The 14,817-nt window shown below is 48.1% G+C and carries 12 protein-coding genes and 1 pseudogene; 12 read left to right on the forward strand and 1 reads right to left on the reverse strand.

Translation table 11 applies throughout. The features are described 5' to 3' along the window. The first annotated feature begins 13 nt into the window (after window positions 1–13). The 12 genes from ODZ53_RS19340 to ODZ53_RS19395 all read left to right on the forward strand — a co-directional run bounded on the left by ODZ53_RS19340 (window position 14) and on the right by ODZ53_RS19395 (window position 14,337). Window positions 14–907 (forward strand): GHMP family kinase ATP-binding protein, encoded by an 894-nt coding sequence (locus tag ODZ53_RS19340; RefSeq protein WP_372679249.1) that lies wholly within the window; start codon window positions 14–16, stop codon window positions 905–907. Window positions 908–934: 27 nt separating this feature from the next. Continuing rightward, on the forward strand, window positions 935–2,206 hold the full coding sequence (locus ODZ53_RS19345; protein WP_372679251.1) for an MFS transporter: 1,272 nt from the start codon (window positions 935–937) through the stop codon (window positions 2,204–2,206). Window positions 2,207–2,257: 51 nt separating this feature from the next. After that, window positions 2,258–3,784 (forward strand): argininosuccinate lyase, encoded by a 1,527-nt coding sequence (locus ODZ53_RS19350; RefSeq protein ID WP_372679253.1) that lies wholly within the window; start codon window positions 2,258–2,260, stop codon window positions 3,782–3,784. Further along, complete coding sequence (locus ODZ53_RS19355; protein ID WP_372679255.1) at window positions 3,774–4,826, forward strand: PLP-dependent cysteine synthase family protein; 1,053 nt, start codon at window positions 3,774–3,776, stop codon at window positions 4,824–4,826. Before ODZ53_RS19350 ends, ODZ53_RS19355 begins: the two co-directional genes overlap by 11 nt. Beyond that, window positions 4,801–6,057: an ATP-grasp domain-containing protein gene (locus ODZ53_RS19360; protein ID WP_372679257.1), complete on the forward strand. Its 1,257-nt coding sequence runs from the start codon at window positions 4,801–4,803 to the stop codon at window positions 6,055–6,057. Before ODZ53_RS19355 ends, ODZ53_RS19360 begins: the two co-directional genes overlap by 26 nt. Then, window positions 6,054–7,109 carry a low-specificity L-threonine aldolase gene (gene ltaE, locus ODZ53_RS19365; protein WP_372679259.1) on the forward strand — a complete coding sequence of 352 codons (1,056 nt, stop codon included), beginning with the start codon at window positions 6,054–6,056 and terminating at the stop codon, window positions 7,107–7,109. The genes ODZ53_RS19360 and ltaE overlap by 4 nt, the downstream gene beginning before the upstream one ends. A gap of 208 nt (window positions 7,110–7,317) precedes the next feature. Beyond that, window positions 7,318–9,063 (forward strand): peptide-binding protein, encoded by a 1,746-nt coding sequence (locus ODZ53_RS19370; protein WP_199926554.1) that lies wholly within the window; start codon window positions 7,318–7,320, stop codon window positions 9,061–9,063. A gap of 87 nt (window positions 9,064–9,150) precedes the next feature. Then, the gene (locus ODZ53_RS19375) at window positions 9,151–10,122 is read left to right on the forward strand and encodes an ABC transporter permease (protein WP_064202008.1); all 972 of its coding nucleotides are present in this window, start codon (window positions 9,151–9,153) and stop codon (window positions 10,120–10,122) included. Then, window positions 10,119–11,099, forward strand: coding sequence for an ABC transporter permease (locus tag ODZ53_RS19380; protein WP_064202009.1), 981 nt, complete (start codon window positions 10,119–10,121; stop codon window positions 11,097–11,099). Before ODZ53_RS19375 ends, ODZ53_RS19380 begins: the two co-directional genes overlap by 4 nt. Next, complete coding sequence (locus ODZ53_RS19385) at window positions 11,075–12,121, forward strand: ABC transporter ATP-binding protein (RefSeq protein WP_372679262.1); 1,047 nt, start codon at window positions 11,075–11,077, stop codon at window positions 12,119–12,121. Before ODZ53_RS19380 ends, ODZ53_RS19385 begins: the two co-directional genes overlap by 25 nt. Continuing rightward, complete coding sequence (locus ODZ53_RS19390; RefSeq protein ID WP_015893414.1) at window positions 12,118–13,092, forward strand: ABC transporter ATP-binding protein; 975 nt, start codon at window positions 12,118–12,120, stop codon at window positions 13,090–13,092. Before ODZ53_RS19385 ends, ODZ53_RS19390 begins: the two co-directional genes overlap by 4 nt. 171 nt (window positions 13,093–13,263) lie before the next feature. Then, complete coding sequence (locus ODZ53_RS19395; RefSeq protein WP_372679264.1) at window positions 13,264–14,337, forward strand: DUF5050 domain-containing protein; 1,074 nt, start codon at window positions 13,264–13,266, stop codon at window positions 14,335–14,337. A 58-nt stretch (window positions 14,338–14,395) separates the two neighbouring features. On the opposite strand, the pseudogene ODZ53_RS19400 reads toward ODZ53_RS19395, so the two are convergent. After that, window positions 14,396–14,675: pseudogene (locus ODZ53_RS19400) on the reverse strand (hypothetical protein); the annotation flags it as partial. Window positions 14,676–14,817: the final 142 nt, after the last annotated feature.

The following is a 14,817-nucleotide window of genomic DNA, read 5'->3' on the forward strand; positions in this document are numbered from 1 at the left end:
GGCCTCTATGAGCATGATAAAGACGAGTTCCATTCGTAATTTTCCTCAAACAACAGACGTAGGCATCGGAGCAGCTAACGGTACTTTTGGGGAGCTTCTGCAGGGGATTCTCGGGGAAAATAATCGGGATTTTCTAGTGACTTTGCCTATAAAAAATGCGTCCTATGCTACTTTTTATTCTATTCCATCCTTACAAGAGATCGTCATTGTACCTCGTTCCAAGCAAAAATCGAAAAAACTCGTAGAAAAAATACTCAAGCATTATAGCTTTCCGGCTGGCGGAATTTTGGAGATCAATTCGGAACTCCCAGTAGGAAAAGGCATGGCAAGTTCATCAGCAGATCTGGTGGCTGCCTCCAGAGCAGTAGAAAATTGTTTTCATATAAAAATGGAGCCTGCTTTACTGGAGTTGTTTTTATCGACGATAGAGCCGACTGACGGAGTGATGTATGAAGGAGCTGTTGCTTACTACCATAAGGAGGTCAAGCTCCGAGAATATCTTGGGGAGCTCCCCCCCTTGTGTATTGTAAGCATTGATGAAGGGGGAACAATTGATACGGTAGAGTTTAACAAGCAATCAAAACCGTTTACCAATGAGGAAAAGATGGAATACAGTCTCTTGCTGCAAAAAATCACGAAAGCGATCAGAGAAAGGGATGTCCACACGATAGGCGCCGTGTCGTCCAGAAGTGCGATCTTGAATCAAAAAATTCTGCCTAAGAAGCTATTGCCGGAAGTCATGGAGATCAACGAGAAAATTGGAGGGTTAGGTACGGTTGTGGCACACAGCGGGACCAGCCTCGGTATTTTATTGTTGAAAGAAGAACCTGACTTCTATCAAAAGCTCGAACTGGGGTATAGATGGTTAGGCGAATGGAATAAAGAAGTGCATGTGTACCACACGTAGCGTTCGTATTGGGAGTGGATGATCGAGATGGAACAGCCAGTAAGCGTTAATGAAAAGGTATCTTTTCGGGCGTTGCTGAGCTTGAAAAGTTATCGCTATTTAATCTTTTCGCAATTTGTCTCGAATATGGGAGATGGAGTGTATCGATTAGCGCTTATTTGGCTAATGAAGGTTTTGACGGAAAGTCCTTTGTTAATGTCGATTTTATTGGCAGCGGAGACCATTCCATTGATTATATTCGGATTGTTCGCGGGCGTTTTTGTTGACCGAGGAAATAAGAAGAGGATCATGGTCGTTTCGCATTTATTGAGAGCTGCGCTCATTTTGTGCATCGTCCTGTTGTTTTTGTTTGATAGGCTACATCCTGCTGCACTGATTATCATTGCCGTTTTGCTGACCACAGTCAGTGCCTTCTTTCGGCCAGCACTCACGGTAGCGATACGGACACTGGTTCCCGAACAACATATGACGCAAGCCCAAAGTTTATCGCAGATGATTCAAACGATTGTCAGTTTGGCGGCTCCGGCATTGGCAGCGGGGTTGATCGCGTTTGGAATGGAATACGCTTTTATTTTGAATGTCGTCACCTATTTGTTAGGTGCACTGATTATTTTATGGATTAACGAGAGAGAGCTTGTTATTTCTACTGTCAGTGAGTTTACAGCCAAGATGATCATGACGGATTTGAAGGATGGAATCCATGCGATTACGAAGCATGATTTTTTGCGAAATTGCATGATTTATTTTACCATCCTCAATTTTTTGACGGCTCCAGAAACGATCCTGCTGCCACTGATCGTTTCCAATGTTACCGAATTGGCCATGCTCGAGATCAGCTTTTTTATCGGGATTTTGCTTGGGTCCCTCTGTATTAATTATTTGAATCGATACGATGCGATTATTTACATTTGCTGCGGCATTAGTCTGTTTAGCATCGGAATCGGGATGTTTGCGTTTGGTATTCCGCTTGTTTGGCAAGTCATTTGTGTATTTGTGAATGGAATAGGCTCTGCATTTGTGAATATCAAAATGGGTACGCTGATCACCTTGATGGTGCCCAAAGAAGTCTTGGGAAGAGCATCGAGCTTGATTAGTGTAATGGTTCTGTGCGCTATGCCTGTTTCGGTCTTCCTGGTAGGTTTGACTACTGGTCTTGTTTCCATATTTACGATCTTTGGAATCATTGGAGGAGCGGGGCTTCTCATTGTGGTTCTCATGCTGATGAATCCACACTTGAGAATGAAAAAAGAACAAAGCTACGAGTATGTGGAACAAAAATCAGGAGGTATCTCTCTTTAGGGCAACTCCTGATTGGATCGTTACTCAGTCGGAAGCGAGGTGTACTTTTGCATGAGTGTAAAATTAACGGGCCGTATAGCTTCGACACCAAGCCGCCTCTTGCATGATGAAGTATTGGAACCACAGTTCAAATATGAAGTCGATCATTTGCTGCCTGGGTACATTCAGATTGAATTCGCCATGCTGTTGGAATATGTCAGGATGGGCTTGATTACACGACAAGACGCTTTGAATATCGCACAGGCACTTCAGACCGCTACACCAGAAACAATCGCTCCTGACCCCGGACGGAACATGTCTGATATCTCTTTTGCCCTCGAGCGTTATATGGAAGGTTTGCTCCCCAGACCTGTACCGTGCTGGCATATGGATCGCAGCCGCAATGATGTTCAAGCGTGCGCCCAAGTGATGTTTGGTCGTACGCAATGGCTAGAGATAATAGGAGAATTGGGACAGCTGATTCAATCGATGCATACACTGGCTGTTCAATATCGTTCGGTTCCCATGCCGGGATATACACACTACCAATCCGCACAATTGATTACCCCCGGATTCTATCTTTCCTCTATGAACAGTGAATTTTTGCAAGCCACGAATCGATGGATACAAATCTATGACGAAATAAATCAGTGCCCGCTTGGGGCTGGTGCCATGGCAGGAGTGGAACTGCCGTGGGACCGTCAACGGTTGTCCAAGCTGCTAGGGTTTCGACAGCCTCGGATAAGTGCGTTGTCGGCGGTTGCGTCTCGGGAGTGGGTCTTGAGAATGGCGGGAGAGCTGTCCACCTTCTCCGTATTGACCTCCCGGTTTACAACAGATTTGATTCATTGGGGCAGCAGCGAAATGAACTTCCTCCAATTGCCGGATGAGCTATCCGGAATATCTTCTGCTATGCCACAGAAAAGAAATTTCCCAATCCTGGAGCGTATCCGAGGGAAGAGTGCGCATCTAACCGGATTTTATATGGATATGGTGCTCGGTCAGCGCAATACAGCCTTCACGAATTTGGTAGAGACGTCCAAAGAGGCGGGTACTCATCTTCTGATGTTGTTTCAACAAACCAAAACGTTCTTGCGCCTGTTAAAGGCGGTTATCGATCATTTGCAATTCAATGAGGATCGTTTGCTCCATATATGTAAACGGGACTTCTTTGGAGGATTTACCCTTGCGAATTTGCTGACGCTGGAGCATGAGGTTCCGTATCGCACAGCACAGGTAATCGCAGGCAGATACATCGTGCGCGCGCTGGAACACGGTGTATCTCCGGAGCCGGGAGATCCACGGCTACTCTACGAGGCTTGCGCGGAAGCAGGCTTTCAAGTACCGGATACGGCTGCACTCCTCGCTGCTTCCTTCGATGTGCAGGGGGGCTTGTACGCGAAGAAATCAGCGGGCTCCACGAACCCGGAGGAAGTACAGCAGATGCTGACAGCACAGAGGGAGCATGCAGAGGAGCTGCAACGGGAATGGCAAGATCGACAAGGGCAATTGCAGGCGATCGAAGAAAGGCGGGAGAGGGTATTGAAGAGGCTTCTTTCAGGCAAGCAAGGGAAGGATGTGGGCGTAGATGCGGTATGAACAGTTGGCAGATACGATCGGGGACACTCCTCTGGTCAAGCTGAGGCTTGATGAAAGGGCAGTGGGCTCCGTATTTGCAAAGCTTGAGTTAATGAATCCGTTCGGTATGAAGGATCGTGTAGCCAAGCAGTCGATCCTGGCAGCGATACAGTCGGGAGAACTTCAGGAGGGCATGCCGATTATCGAGAGCTCGTCAGGAACGTTGGCTTGCGGCTTGGCCTTGGTTGGGCGTCAGTTGGGGCATGACGTACACATCGTGACTGATCCGAGAATTGACCCGATTACCTATGCCAAGTTGACCTCGCTTGGCTGCCATGTTCACGTAGTTTCGCAGATGGGAAAACAAGGGTGGCAAAGCGCCAGACTCGAACGACTCCAAGAATTAATGAGCGAGTATCCAGGAGCGTTCTGGCCTCGACAATACGATAATCCAGAAAATCCGCGTGCCTATGCTGCGCTGGCATCCGAGTTGATGCGAGACCTTGATCGAGTTGACGTGCTTGTTGGTGCAGTCGGCAGCGGAGGCTCCTTGTCCGGGACCGCAAGAGAATTGAAGCGTCATTATAAGGAGCTGCGCGTCGTGGCGGTCGATGCAGCAGGGAGTGTGATATTCGGACAGCCTGATCAGCCGACGCGTCTACAAGGTGGCTTGGGAAACAGCTTGATCGCCGAGAATGTGAATTTTTCCATGATCGATGAAGTGCATTGGTTGAACGATGCTGAGGCATTTGCGGCTACGTTGCAGTTGGCGCGTAATGAGCATATTTTTGCTGGCAACAGCTCAGGTTCCGTGTACGCCGTAGCCAACTGGTTAGCGAGCCAGGTCGGGAGTGAGTGTAATATCGTCGCCATATTGCCGGATCGAGGGGATCGTTATGTCGATACGATCTATAGCCACTCTTACCGGGAGAGCAAGGGTCTAATGCAGACGAACCTGCGAGACACGCCGCAATGTGTGGAACCAAAGACAGTCGTGACTAGCTGGTCCTATTCTAAATTGATGGGGATGTATCCGAATGAACAAACACTTTCTGTTCGTTGAAGCGAATACGACGGGGACAGGTATGCTCGCTATGAAAAAGGCGCGCGAATTGGGGTTTACACCCGTATTTTTCACAGAAAATCCTGAACGTTACCACGGTTTGAATGAGTTGGAATGTCACATAGTCGTGACAGACACAAATTCCCAGGCAGAGCTGACTGACAGTGTAGCACAGGTGAGTAAGGAAGGCAGGGAGATAGCCGGAATCATGTCGACAAGCGACTATTACCTCGAATCGGTTGCCAAGCTGGCCCGGAAATTCGGTTGGACAGGCAATTCGCTGGAGGCAATTGAGGCCTGCCGTAATAAAGCGATATTTCGTGAGAGGCTTCAGGGTCAGCAAGTGTCTCAGCCTACATTTTTGGCAATAAGCTCTATGGAGGCATTGATGGAAGCGCGCCCTTCCATTTCTTTGCCCAGCGTGGTGAAGCCTGCTGACGATAGCGGGTCCAATAACGTGCGGCTGTGCTTTAGCTGGGATGAAGTGGAGCATATGGCAGCGGAAATCCTTTCGATCAAGTACAATGCGCGCGGTCAGGAAACAGCTCGGACAGTTCTTCTCGAGCAGTATGTCGAGGGCCCTGAATTTAGTGTGGAGACGTTCTCGTGGCAAGGGCAATGCTTTGTCATCGGCATTACCCAGAAACAGTTAACGGGATATCCATTTTTCGTGGAAGCAGGGCATGTTTTCCCTGCACCGTTGTCTGTAGAAGAGAAACAGGAGATCGAGCGAACAGTGGAAAGGGCATTAGCGGCGGTGAACTACCAGTTCGGTGCTGCCCATACGGAAGTGAAGTGGACATCAGCAGGTTGTGTTGTCATCGAAGTCAACGCAAGGCTTGCCGGTGGAATGATTCCAGAGCTGGTTCGCCGCTCCACGGGGATTGATTTGCTTTTGCAACAGATTCGGTGTGCGGCTGGACTTGCGCCAGAATTGTCTCAAACCATCGAAGAGCAACGCTATGCAGGCATTCATTTTCTCGTGTCTGAGAGTCAGGGAACCTTTTGCGGGATACATGGAATGGATACCGTTTGCAACCTGCCGGGGATTGCTGAGGTAGCGATTCATGCAAAAATCGGTCAAAACGTCCAGCCTCCGCAAAATTTCTCGCATCGCCTCGGCTATGTCATCGTGGAAGGCAAGCAATACAGCGAGACGGCTGAGCTGATCCAGCAGGTAAAAGACGGCCTGAGAGTACAAGTAGGTCAGCAATTGGAGAGTGGGGTATGAAACCGTTGATAGAATTGAGAAGCGATACATTCACTTTGCCGACAAGTCAGATGATGGATGCAATTCAAGAGGCGGTACTCGGTGACGATGTGTATGGGGAAGATCCTACGGTTCGCCAATTGGAGCAAGAAGCGGCGCGGAAGCTGGGCAAAGAGGCAGCCATTCTCATGCCGAGTGGAACGATGGCCAATCTGGCGTCCTTAATGGCGCATTGTCCGCGCGGTTCCAAAGTCATTGTAGGCAATGAGACGGACATTTACATCTATGAAGCGGGTGGCGTGGCTGTGTGTGGTGGCATTATGTACGAGCCGGTTCCGACGCAGCCAGATGGAAGGTTGGACATCGCTGATATGGAGCGGGTATTTCCGTTGGAGCCAGAGGATCCACAATTCGCACTGCCTTCCCTGATCTGCCTGGAAAACCCGCATAACCGGATGGGGGGACGTGTCCTGCCGCTGTCTTATTTGGAAGAGGTTCGCGCATTTGCAAACGAAAAGTCGGTGCCTGTTCATATGGACGGTGCACGCTTGTTCAATGCGGCAGTTGCTCTTGACGTGGATGCGGCTGAGATTGCTCGTTATGCGGATTCCGTGCAAATATGTCTGTCGAAAGGGTTGTCAGCACCGATTGGTTCCCTTGTCGTCGGAACAGAAGACTTTATTCAGAAAGTGTATCGTCTACGCAAAATGCTGGGTGGCGGTATGCGTCAGGCAGGGATTATTGCAGCGCCAGGCCTGGTTGCCTTGCAGCAAATGACGGATCGATTGGCAGTCGATCACGCTAACGCCCTACGCTTGGCACGTGGTCTGGCGGAGATTCCAGGAATCGTGACTCATGTGGAAGATGTAGAGACCAATATTGTGTTCTTCCGGATTGAACACCCAGTCCATACGTGGCAGACCTTCATAGAAGCAGCGCAGGCACATGGGCTGCGCGTAGCTGAGCTCGGTCACGGCAGAATTCGAGCGGTGACTCATTCTGGTATTGAGACAGCGGATATCGACAAGGCGCTAGTCATTGTACGTGAACTGTTGCAGTTCCAAACGGTGTAGAGCAGATATGTTCGCTCCCCCTTTATTTGAAGGGGGATTTATTATTAAGGTTTATAAAAGAATATAAAATCATCTGATTTTTTTAAATCTTTTAAAGGGAAAATATTTTCAAATAACAGAAAATTATTTAATATTAAAAAGACAGGCCTTGGGATGTATTACCCGTTATGGAAAAGGCTTGAAAACATGTGAAAGAGGGGGAAATGATTTGAAAAAAGGGAGAGGTTGGTTAAAGCCGTTGGCGTTGCTCTCTTTAACCGGCGCGCTATTGGTCGGTTGCTCAAGCGGGAACAATGCTTCGCCAGGAACTACAACACCAGCACCAACAAAAAAACCGGTGGAGCAGGTGGCTCCTCAGGCGACCAGTACGGATGATGAGAAACCAATAGACGGTGGAACGTTTACGCATTCTACGACGTCTGACATCGTCACGCTCAATCCGATTTTCGGGAATGATACAGCATCCGGCGACGTTATGGAGTACACTCAGGCGTATTTGTACAATCGGAACCCGTCTTTTGATTTAGCAGTTTACCCTTGGTCCCTTGCAGCCGAGTTGCCGAAAATAAGCGAGGATGGCCTCACCTATACCATCAAGATGAAGAATAATGCGAAATGGTCCGATGGAACGCCAATCACGGCTGACGACTTGATTTATACCATTAATGCCATCAAAACTCCTGAGACTGGATCACCAGAAATTACGAAATACGACAAAGTTAAAGAGATGAAAAAACTGGATGATTACACCGTAGAAATCAAATTGAAACAATTGTACGCTCCATTTGCTTTTGGATTAATGCAAAAGCTGGCACCAGCCCACGTGTTGAAAGACGTACCGTTTAAAGATTTGCAAGCACATTCTTACGGAAAAGATCCAGCTAAGACACCTACTTCCGGACCGTACAAATGGTCGGAGTGGAAACAAAAGGAATTCCATGTGCTAGATGCTAACCCAAATTACTGGGGTGAAAAGAAGCCGCATATCCAAAAGGTTGTGTACAAAATCTATGCGGATCAAAACACACAAGTACAGGCTCTGATGAAAGGTGACGTTGACTTGGTAGATTCCATTCCTGTCACGCAGCTCGAAGCGGTGAAGGCGAAAGGAACGATCAACATTTCGACGGAGCCAGGTCCTAGCTATGAATATTTTGCCTTCAACTTTGACAAGAAGAACTTCCCGAACAACTACGGGTTGTTTGAAGGTCAAAAAACGCGTCAGGCCATTGCCCACGCAATCAATCGTCAAGGTATTATCGACAATATCTTGAAAGGAACCGGAAAAATTATGGATGCACCGTTCCTGCCAGGTACATGGGCAGACCCGGGCGATGCAGCAGTCCATTACGAATATAGTGCAGAGAAAGCTAAACAATTGCTGAAAGAAGACGGATGGGTAGCCGGGGCAGATGGAATTCTTGCCAAAGACGGCAATCGCTTCTCCTTTGAATTCATTTTCAACTCGGGGAACAGTCGCCGTGAACAGGCAGCAGTCGTTATTCAGCAAAACCTGAAAGAGATCGGAATTGAAGCGAAGCCAAAAGCATTAGACTTCTCGGCTCTTGTCGATCAGTATGCCAACCCTGGTAAATTCCAGGTTCTGTTACTCGGCTGGCAATTGTCTGATCCAGATCCGGATGGCATTTCTACGTTCGGGAAAAAGGCATTCCCGCCTGGCAACAACGCTGGCTGGTACGACAATCCGAAGCTGGATGCGCTCTGGGAAAAAGCTGTATCTACGGTCAAACAAGAGGAACGTGCTGCAATCTATAAAGAAGTCGGAAAAGAAATCTCGACGAACCTGCCATACGTATTCATGTATCAGTACGGAACGCCACGAGGCATGACTTCTCGCGTCAAATATAAGGATGAGTTTAAACCAGTATCCATGATTCCATATGGGGAGACCTTTGGCTTCCTGAACTGGTGGATCGACGATACTAAAAAATAAGCTCGGCTGGTAGCGGTTAGCAATAGGAAAAGGGGGGAAGGGCAGCCTTATTGCCCCTTCCCCTTTCAAACGAAAGGAGGATGCTGATTGACTGAATATTTAGTACGCCGCGTACTACAAGCCGTGCTTGTTTTATTTTTGATCACAGTAGTTTCGTTCGGACTCATGCATGCAGCACCCGGAGGACCGCTAAAAGTCATGCTCTCACCGGGAATGTCTCCTGAAGCACAGCTTATTCAGATGAAAAATATGGGGTTGGATCAGCCTGTCTATATTCAATACATGAAATGGGTCGGAAATTTGCTGCAAGGAGATTTGGGCCATACCTTTAAAAATAACGTTCCTGTTGGCGATATTTTGTGGCCGACGGTTTGGAATACGTTTGTGCTCATGTCTGTAGCGTGGGGGCTTTCCATGCTGATCGCCATCCCGTGGGGCATCTACAACAGTACAAAGCAATACGGTCTATCTGACCAGATCGCCTCCATCGTTGCCTATCTCGGATTTGCGATGCCGACCTTCTGGTTTGGGATTATGCTACAACAGTATTTCGCGATGCAGTTGAATCTACTCCCATTATCTGACATGTATACAATGGGGAAAGAGGGACAAATAAGCGACCTCATTTTGCACTTGATTCTACCTGTTACGGTGTTAACACTGGTGAACATCGCAGCCTATGTCAAATATACGCGCGCCAGTATGCTGGAGGTTTTGGAGCAAGACTATATTCGGACGGCACGTGCCAAAGGGATGAAGGAAAGACGCGTGATTTTCCGCCATGCTCTGCGGAACGCATTGATCCCTGTTGTGACGATCATCGGTTTGGATTTGCCCACGCTGGTAGCAGGTGCAGCATTGACAGAGAGTGTATTTAACTGGCCAGGCATGGGCCGTCTGTTTGTGGAAATGGCTGTAGCGCGTGAGTACTCTGTGTTGATGTCGATCACGTTGCTGATTTCACTGATGGTGATTATCGGAAACCTGTTAGCCGATTTAATCTACGCACTGGTTGATCCACGAGTGCAGCTTGGACGTAAAGGAGGCAGGGCAGCATGAGTCAAGTGCAGCTTCAAGATGACACTGTTGTTGAACCGAATCGACCGGGTGGACAGCTTCCGACAAATTCTGTTGGGGAAAAGCCTCCTGGGCTATGGAAAACCGCGGGCAAAAAATTTATGCGGAATCCGTATGCTGTTGGTGGCTTGATCGTGCTCCTGTTTTTTGTTGGGATCGCCGCGGGTGCCGATTGGGTTGCACCGCATGATCCGGCAAAGGTTGATTTTATGATTACCAACCTGCCTCCTGGAACTGAAGGGCATGTGCTCGGAACAGACGAGCTCGGTCGTGATATCTTGTCCCGCCTCATTCATAGCAGTCGGGTGTCTATGCTGGTCGGCTTCAGCGTTGCTTTTGCTGCGGTCGTCATCGGGACGCTGATTGGAGCGATTTCTGGTTACTTTGGCGGCTGGATTGATACCTGCTTCATGCGTCTCGTGGACGTGATGAACTCCATACCGAGTCTGTTTTTTAACATTCTGGTTTTGGCGCTTTTCGGAGCGGAATTTGTCTACATGATCCTGATTTTGTCGCTAACGAGCTGGACAAGTGTGGCACGTCTGGTGCGCGGGCAGTTTTTGCAGCTACGGGAAATGCAGTATGTGGAAGCGGCGAGAGCGATTGGCGTTTCGCACTGGGGCATTATTACGCGTCACCTGATACGCAATGCAATGGCTCCCATCATTGTGTACGCGACTCTCATGGTTGGTTCGGCCATTCTGTCAGAGTCAGGTCTCTCCTATTTAGGCTTGGGGATTCAACCACCTGAAACAAGCTGGGGATTAATGCTGAGCAAGGCACAGGAATTCATGCTGGTCGATCCTTTGCAAGCACTTTATCCTGGTCTTTGTATTTTACTCGTGGTGCTAGCGGTGAACTTCGTCGGAGACGGCATCCGCGATGCATTCGACCCACGGAAGAAAAAGAAAAACCCGAAAAGGAGGCTGAACAAGTGGAACGCAACATCCTCGAAATAAAAAATTTGACCACTTGCTTCTTTACGGATGACGGTACGGTCAAGGCCACGGATCGAGTGAGCATCAACGTTGGCAAAGGACAGGCGGTGTGCTTGGTAGGGGAATCCGGCAGCGGGAAGAGTGTGACGTCACTTGCAGTCATGCGACTGATTGATTATGCGGGCGGATTTATTCAGAGTGGGAGCGTCATGTTTCACGGTCAGGATCTGGCGGCAAAGGACTTGGATGAAATGATGCACGTTCGCGGAAACAAAATCGCGATGATCTTCCAAGACCCGATGTCGGCTCTCAATCCGGTGTTTACGGTAGGCGACCAAATTGCGGAGAGCTTGATGCTGCATCAAAATATGAGCCAGCAAGATGCGTTCAAAAAAGCGATCGAGATGCTTCGTCTGGTTGGGATCCCGGCGCCGGAAGTACGAGTGAAACAGTACCCGCACGAAATGTCTGGAGGGATGTGCCAGCGTGTTGTCATCGCGATGGCCCTGGCTTGCAACCCAGAAATGCTGATAGCAGACGAGCCGACAACAGCTCTTGATGTAACGGTTCAGGCGCAAATTTTGGATTTGCTCAGACGGCTGCAAAAGGAAATGGGCATGTCGATTTTGCTGATCACCCATGACATGGGGGTAGCAGCAGAGATGGCGGATCGAATCGCGGTGATGTATGCAGGAACGATTGTGGAGGAGGGAACGGTCGAACGGATATTTGACGAGCCCCGGCATCCTTACACGATTGGCTTGCTGCAGTCTATTCCCGGCTTTGAAGGAGAGCGCGGCGGAGAATTGTACACCATCCAAGGCACCATCCCGAGCATCACTCAATTGCCGACGGGCTGCCGTTTTCACCCGCGTTGTCCGTATGCGATCGACAAATGCCGAAAAGAGGAGCCCATTTTGCGCGAGGTTGTTACGGGACAACAAGTGGCTTGCTGGTTGAACGAAGATGTCAGCAACCACTTCAGAATAAATCAGCGTGCCAATTCAGTCGCTGGAAGCAAAGCAGAGGTGAACCGCCAATGAACCGGGAATATTTGATCGAAGCCAACCATATCAAAAAGTATTTTCCGATTAAGGCCGGCTTGTTGAGCCGTGTTATCGGTCATGTAAAAGCCGTAGATGATGTATCTTTCGGAATTCGCGCAGGGGAGACATTTGGGCTCGTGGGGGAATCCGGCTGCGGGAAGTCGACACTGGGGCGTGTCGTGCTGAATTTGCAAAGGGCGACAAGCGGAGAAGTGCTGTTTGACGGAACCAATATCCATCAGGTGAATAGACAAGAAAATTTGAAGCTGAGACGGGATATGCAGATTATTTTTCAAGACCCGTTTGGTTCGTTGAATCCACGATTTTTGGTAAGTGATATTATTGGAGAGCCTTTGCGGGTTCATCTGCGGGCGTCTGCAAAGGAAATGGATGAGCGAGTAGTCGAGCTGATGAGTCTGGTGGGACTCGATCCTTCGAGACGAAATCGGTATCCGCATGAGTTTTCCGGCGGACAGCGGCAACGGATCGGTATTGCGCGGTCAATCGCACTCTCACCACGATTTATTGTGGCGGATGAGGCTGTTTCAGCACTGGATGTGTCCGTACAGTCACAGGTTTTGAACCTGATGATGAAATTACAAAAAGAGATGGGGCTGACCTATCTATTTATCGCGCATGGTCTGAATGTGGTACGCCATATTTCTGATCGGGTTGGCGTGATGTACTTGGGGAAAATGGTGGAGATTGCACGAACGGATGACTTGTTTGCACAGCCACTGCATCCGTATACGGCAGCATTGTTGTCGGCGATTCCGAAGCCCACTCCGCATCGTAGACAAGAGCGGATCGTCCTGCAAGGGGATGTACCATCTCCGGCCAATCCGCCGTCAGGTTGTCGTTTTCATCCTCGTTGTCCGATGGCGCAGGAGAGATGCAGCAAGGAGATTCCTGAGCTCATAGAGGTTGGGCAGGATCGGCAGGTCGCGTGTCATTTCCCTTTAGCATAGAGAGAGAAAGAGCCACCTATGATGGGTGGCTTCTCTGTTTTCCAAATTATTCAAATTGAGATAGACAAAGTAAATTTGTTTTGGTACATATAAATCAGTGTCGACGGATGTAAATAAATGAAGGAAATATCCGCTGTGTTTTACTTTATTAGGCCATGAAGGGGGGGATGCATGGTGCAACATAAAGGGAAATGGATGATCACCATTGCGATGGCAGTATGTTTGATTGTGGTTCTTGGCTTTGGCAATCAACAAACAATGACGACTGCGCCAGCAAAAAAACCAGTGATAAACGTTTTTGGCAGCGATCCTGTCAATATCAATTCACACCGAAGCTTTGTCACCGTTCAAGGAGAGTGGATTTTTTATAACAACGATAGCTTATACAAAATCAAACAGGATGGAAGCTCTCTTCAAAAGTTGAGCAGTGATTGGGCCGATAATCTGAATGTGGTAGGAGACTGGATTTACTATACGCGCAATAAGCCTTTTAAAGAAATCTATCAGCTTGAGATGCCCGATTACGAAATCAGTAGAACGTATGAAGATGTCACGGAGCTCATGAAAATCAAGACAGATGGCAGTTCGAAAACAGTTATCAAGAGTGGTAGTCTTACGGAAGGGGACCCCAATAACGTACAGAGATTATACGTAGTGGGAGATATCATTTATTACGCGGATGATCACAGTCGTTTGTACAGGATGGACACGAACGGCAAAAATCAAAAGAAGCTGCTTGATCAGTTTGAGGAAGTTTATTTCTATCAGGATTGGATTTTCTACACGAATGAGAGTCGTCAACTATACAAAATGAGGCGGGATGGAACGCAGAAAAAACTCGTAAGTAAAGACAAAGAACAGTTCCTTGTCGGTCTGTCTGGCGATTTCATTTACTATACAAAATGGGTAGACTCCAGTGGAGTAGAAGATGTTTATAAAATAGGATTGAAGGATGGGGAGACTGCTCTAGTCAAGAAAGGGTTACCACCAGCAGAGAATCCGATCATTATAGCTGGGAAGTATCTATACTACATCTCAGAAAGCACGGTAGGTCAAATGAATTTGACGGACGGCAAGACAACCCCGCTGTATCCATTAGGTAGCATTTCCAATCAATCGATAAACATCGGGGGAGATTCCATCTTTTTTTTCGACTATCAAGCTTCGGATCATGATAAAAAAGATATATTCAAAGTGAAGATGGGCGAAAACAAAGTGGAAAAGGTAACCCCAAAAGCAAAGTAAGGATAAGAGCCACCCTAGGGCGGGTGGCTTTATTGTTATGGGCTAATTCCTTGGGGCATGAAGCTGGGACACGCATGCCGACGATGCGTAACAAAACAAGCATTAAAATCAAATCTAGCGGCGTGACAATTACCTACGAATGAATGGCAGTCACAATCAAGAACACGAGCATATACTGATACGGTATCTTTACTTTCTTCTCCAGGCCGCCATTCAGTTTGAAGGCGAGGACGCCAAGCATTAAAAAAACATTCAACTGGATTTGGGACCAGAGGTAATAAGCCAGTGGCAAGGGATGGTTCAAGGTAGGGCAAGTCTACTTGATCTATCGGAAATCCGCGCGATGGTAATGATATAGGAAAGTGGTTTCATTCTTCGCTATTATGGAATTCATTCTGACTAACTCCTTTTCGTTTGGATTATCTTTAACTAAGGCAAGGATTGAGGATGTCAATGGTGCCAATGGGAGCGACATTGTCT

The organism is Brevibacillus sp. BD137 (genome assembly GCF_041644655.1).
In the GTDB taxonomy this organism is placed as follows: Bacteria; Bacillota; Bacilli; order Brevibacillales; family Brevibacillaceae; genus Brevibacillus; species Brevibacillus brevis_D.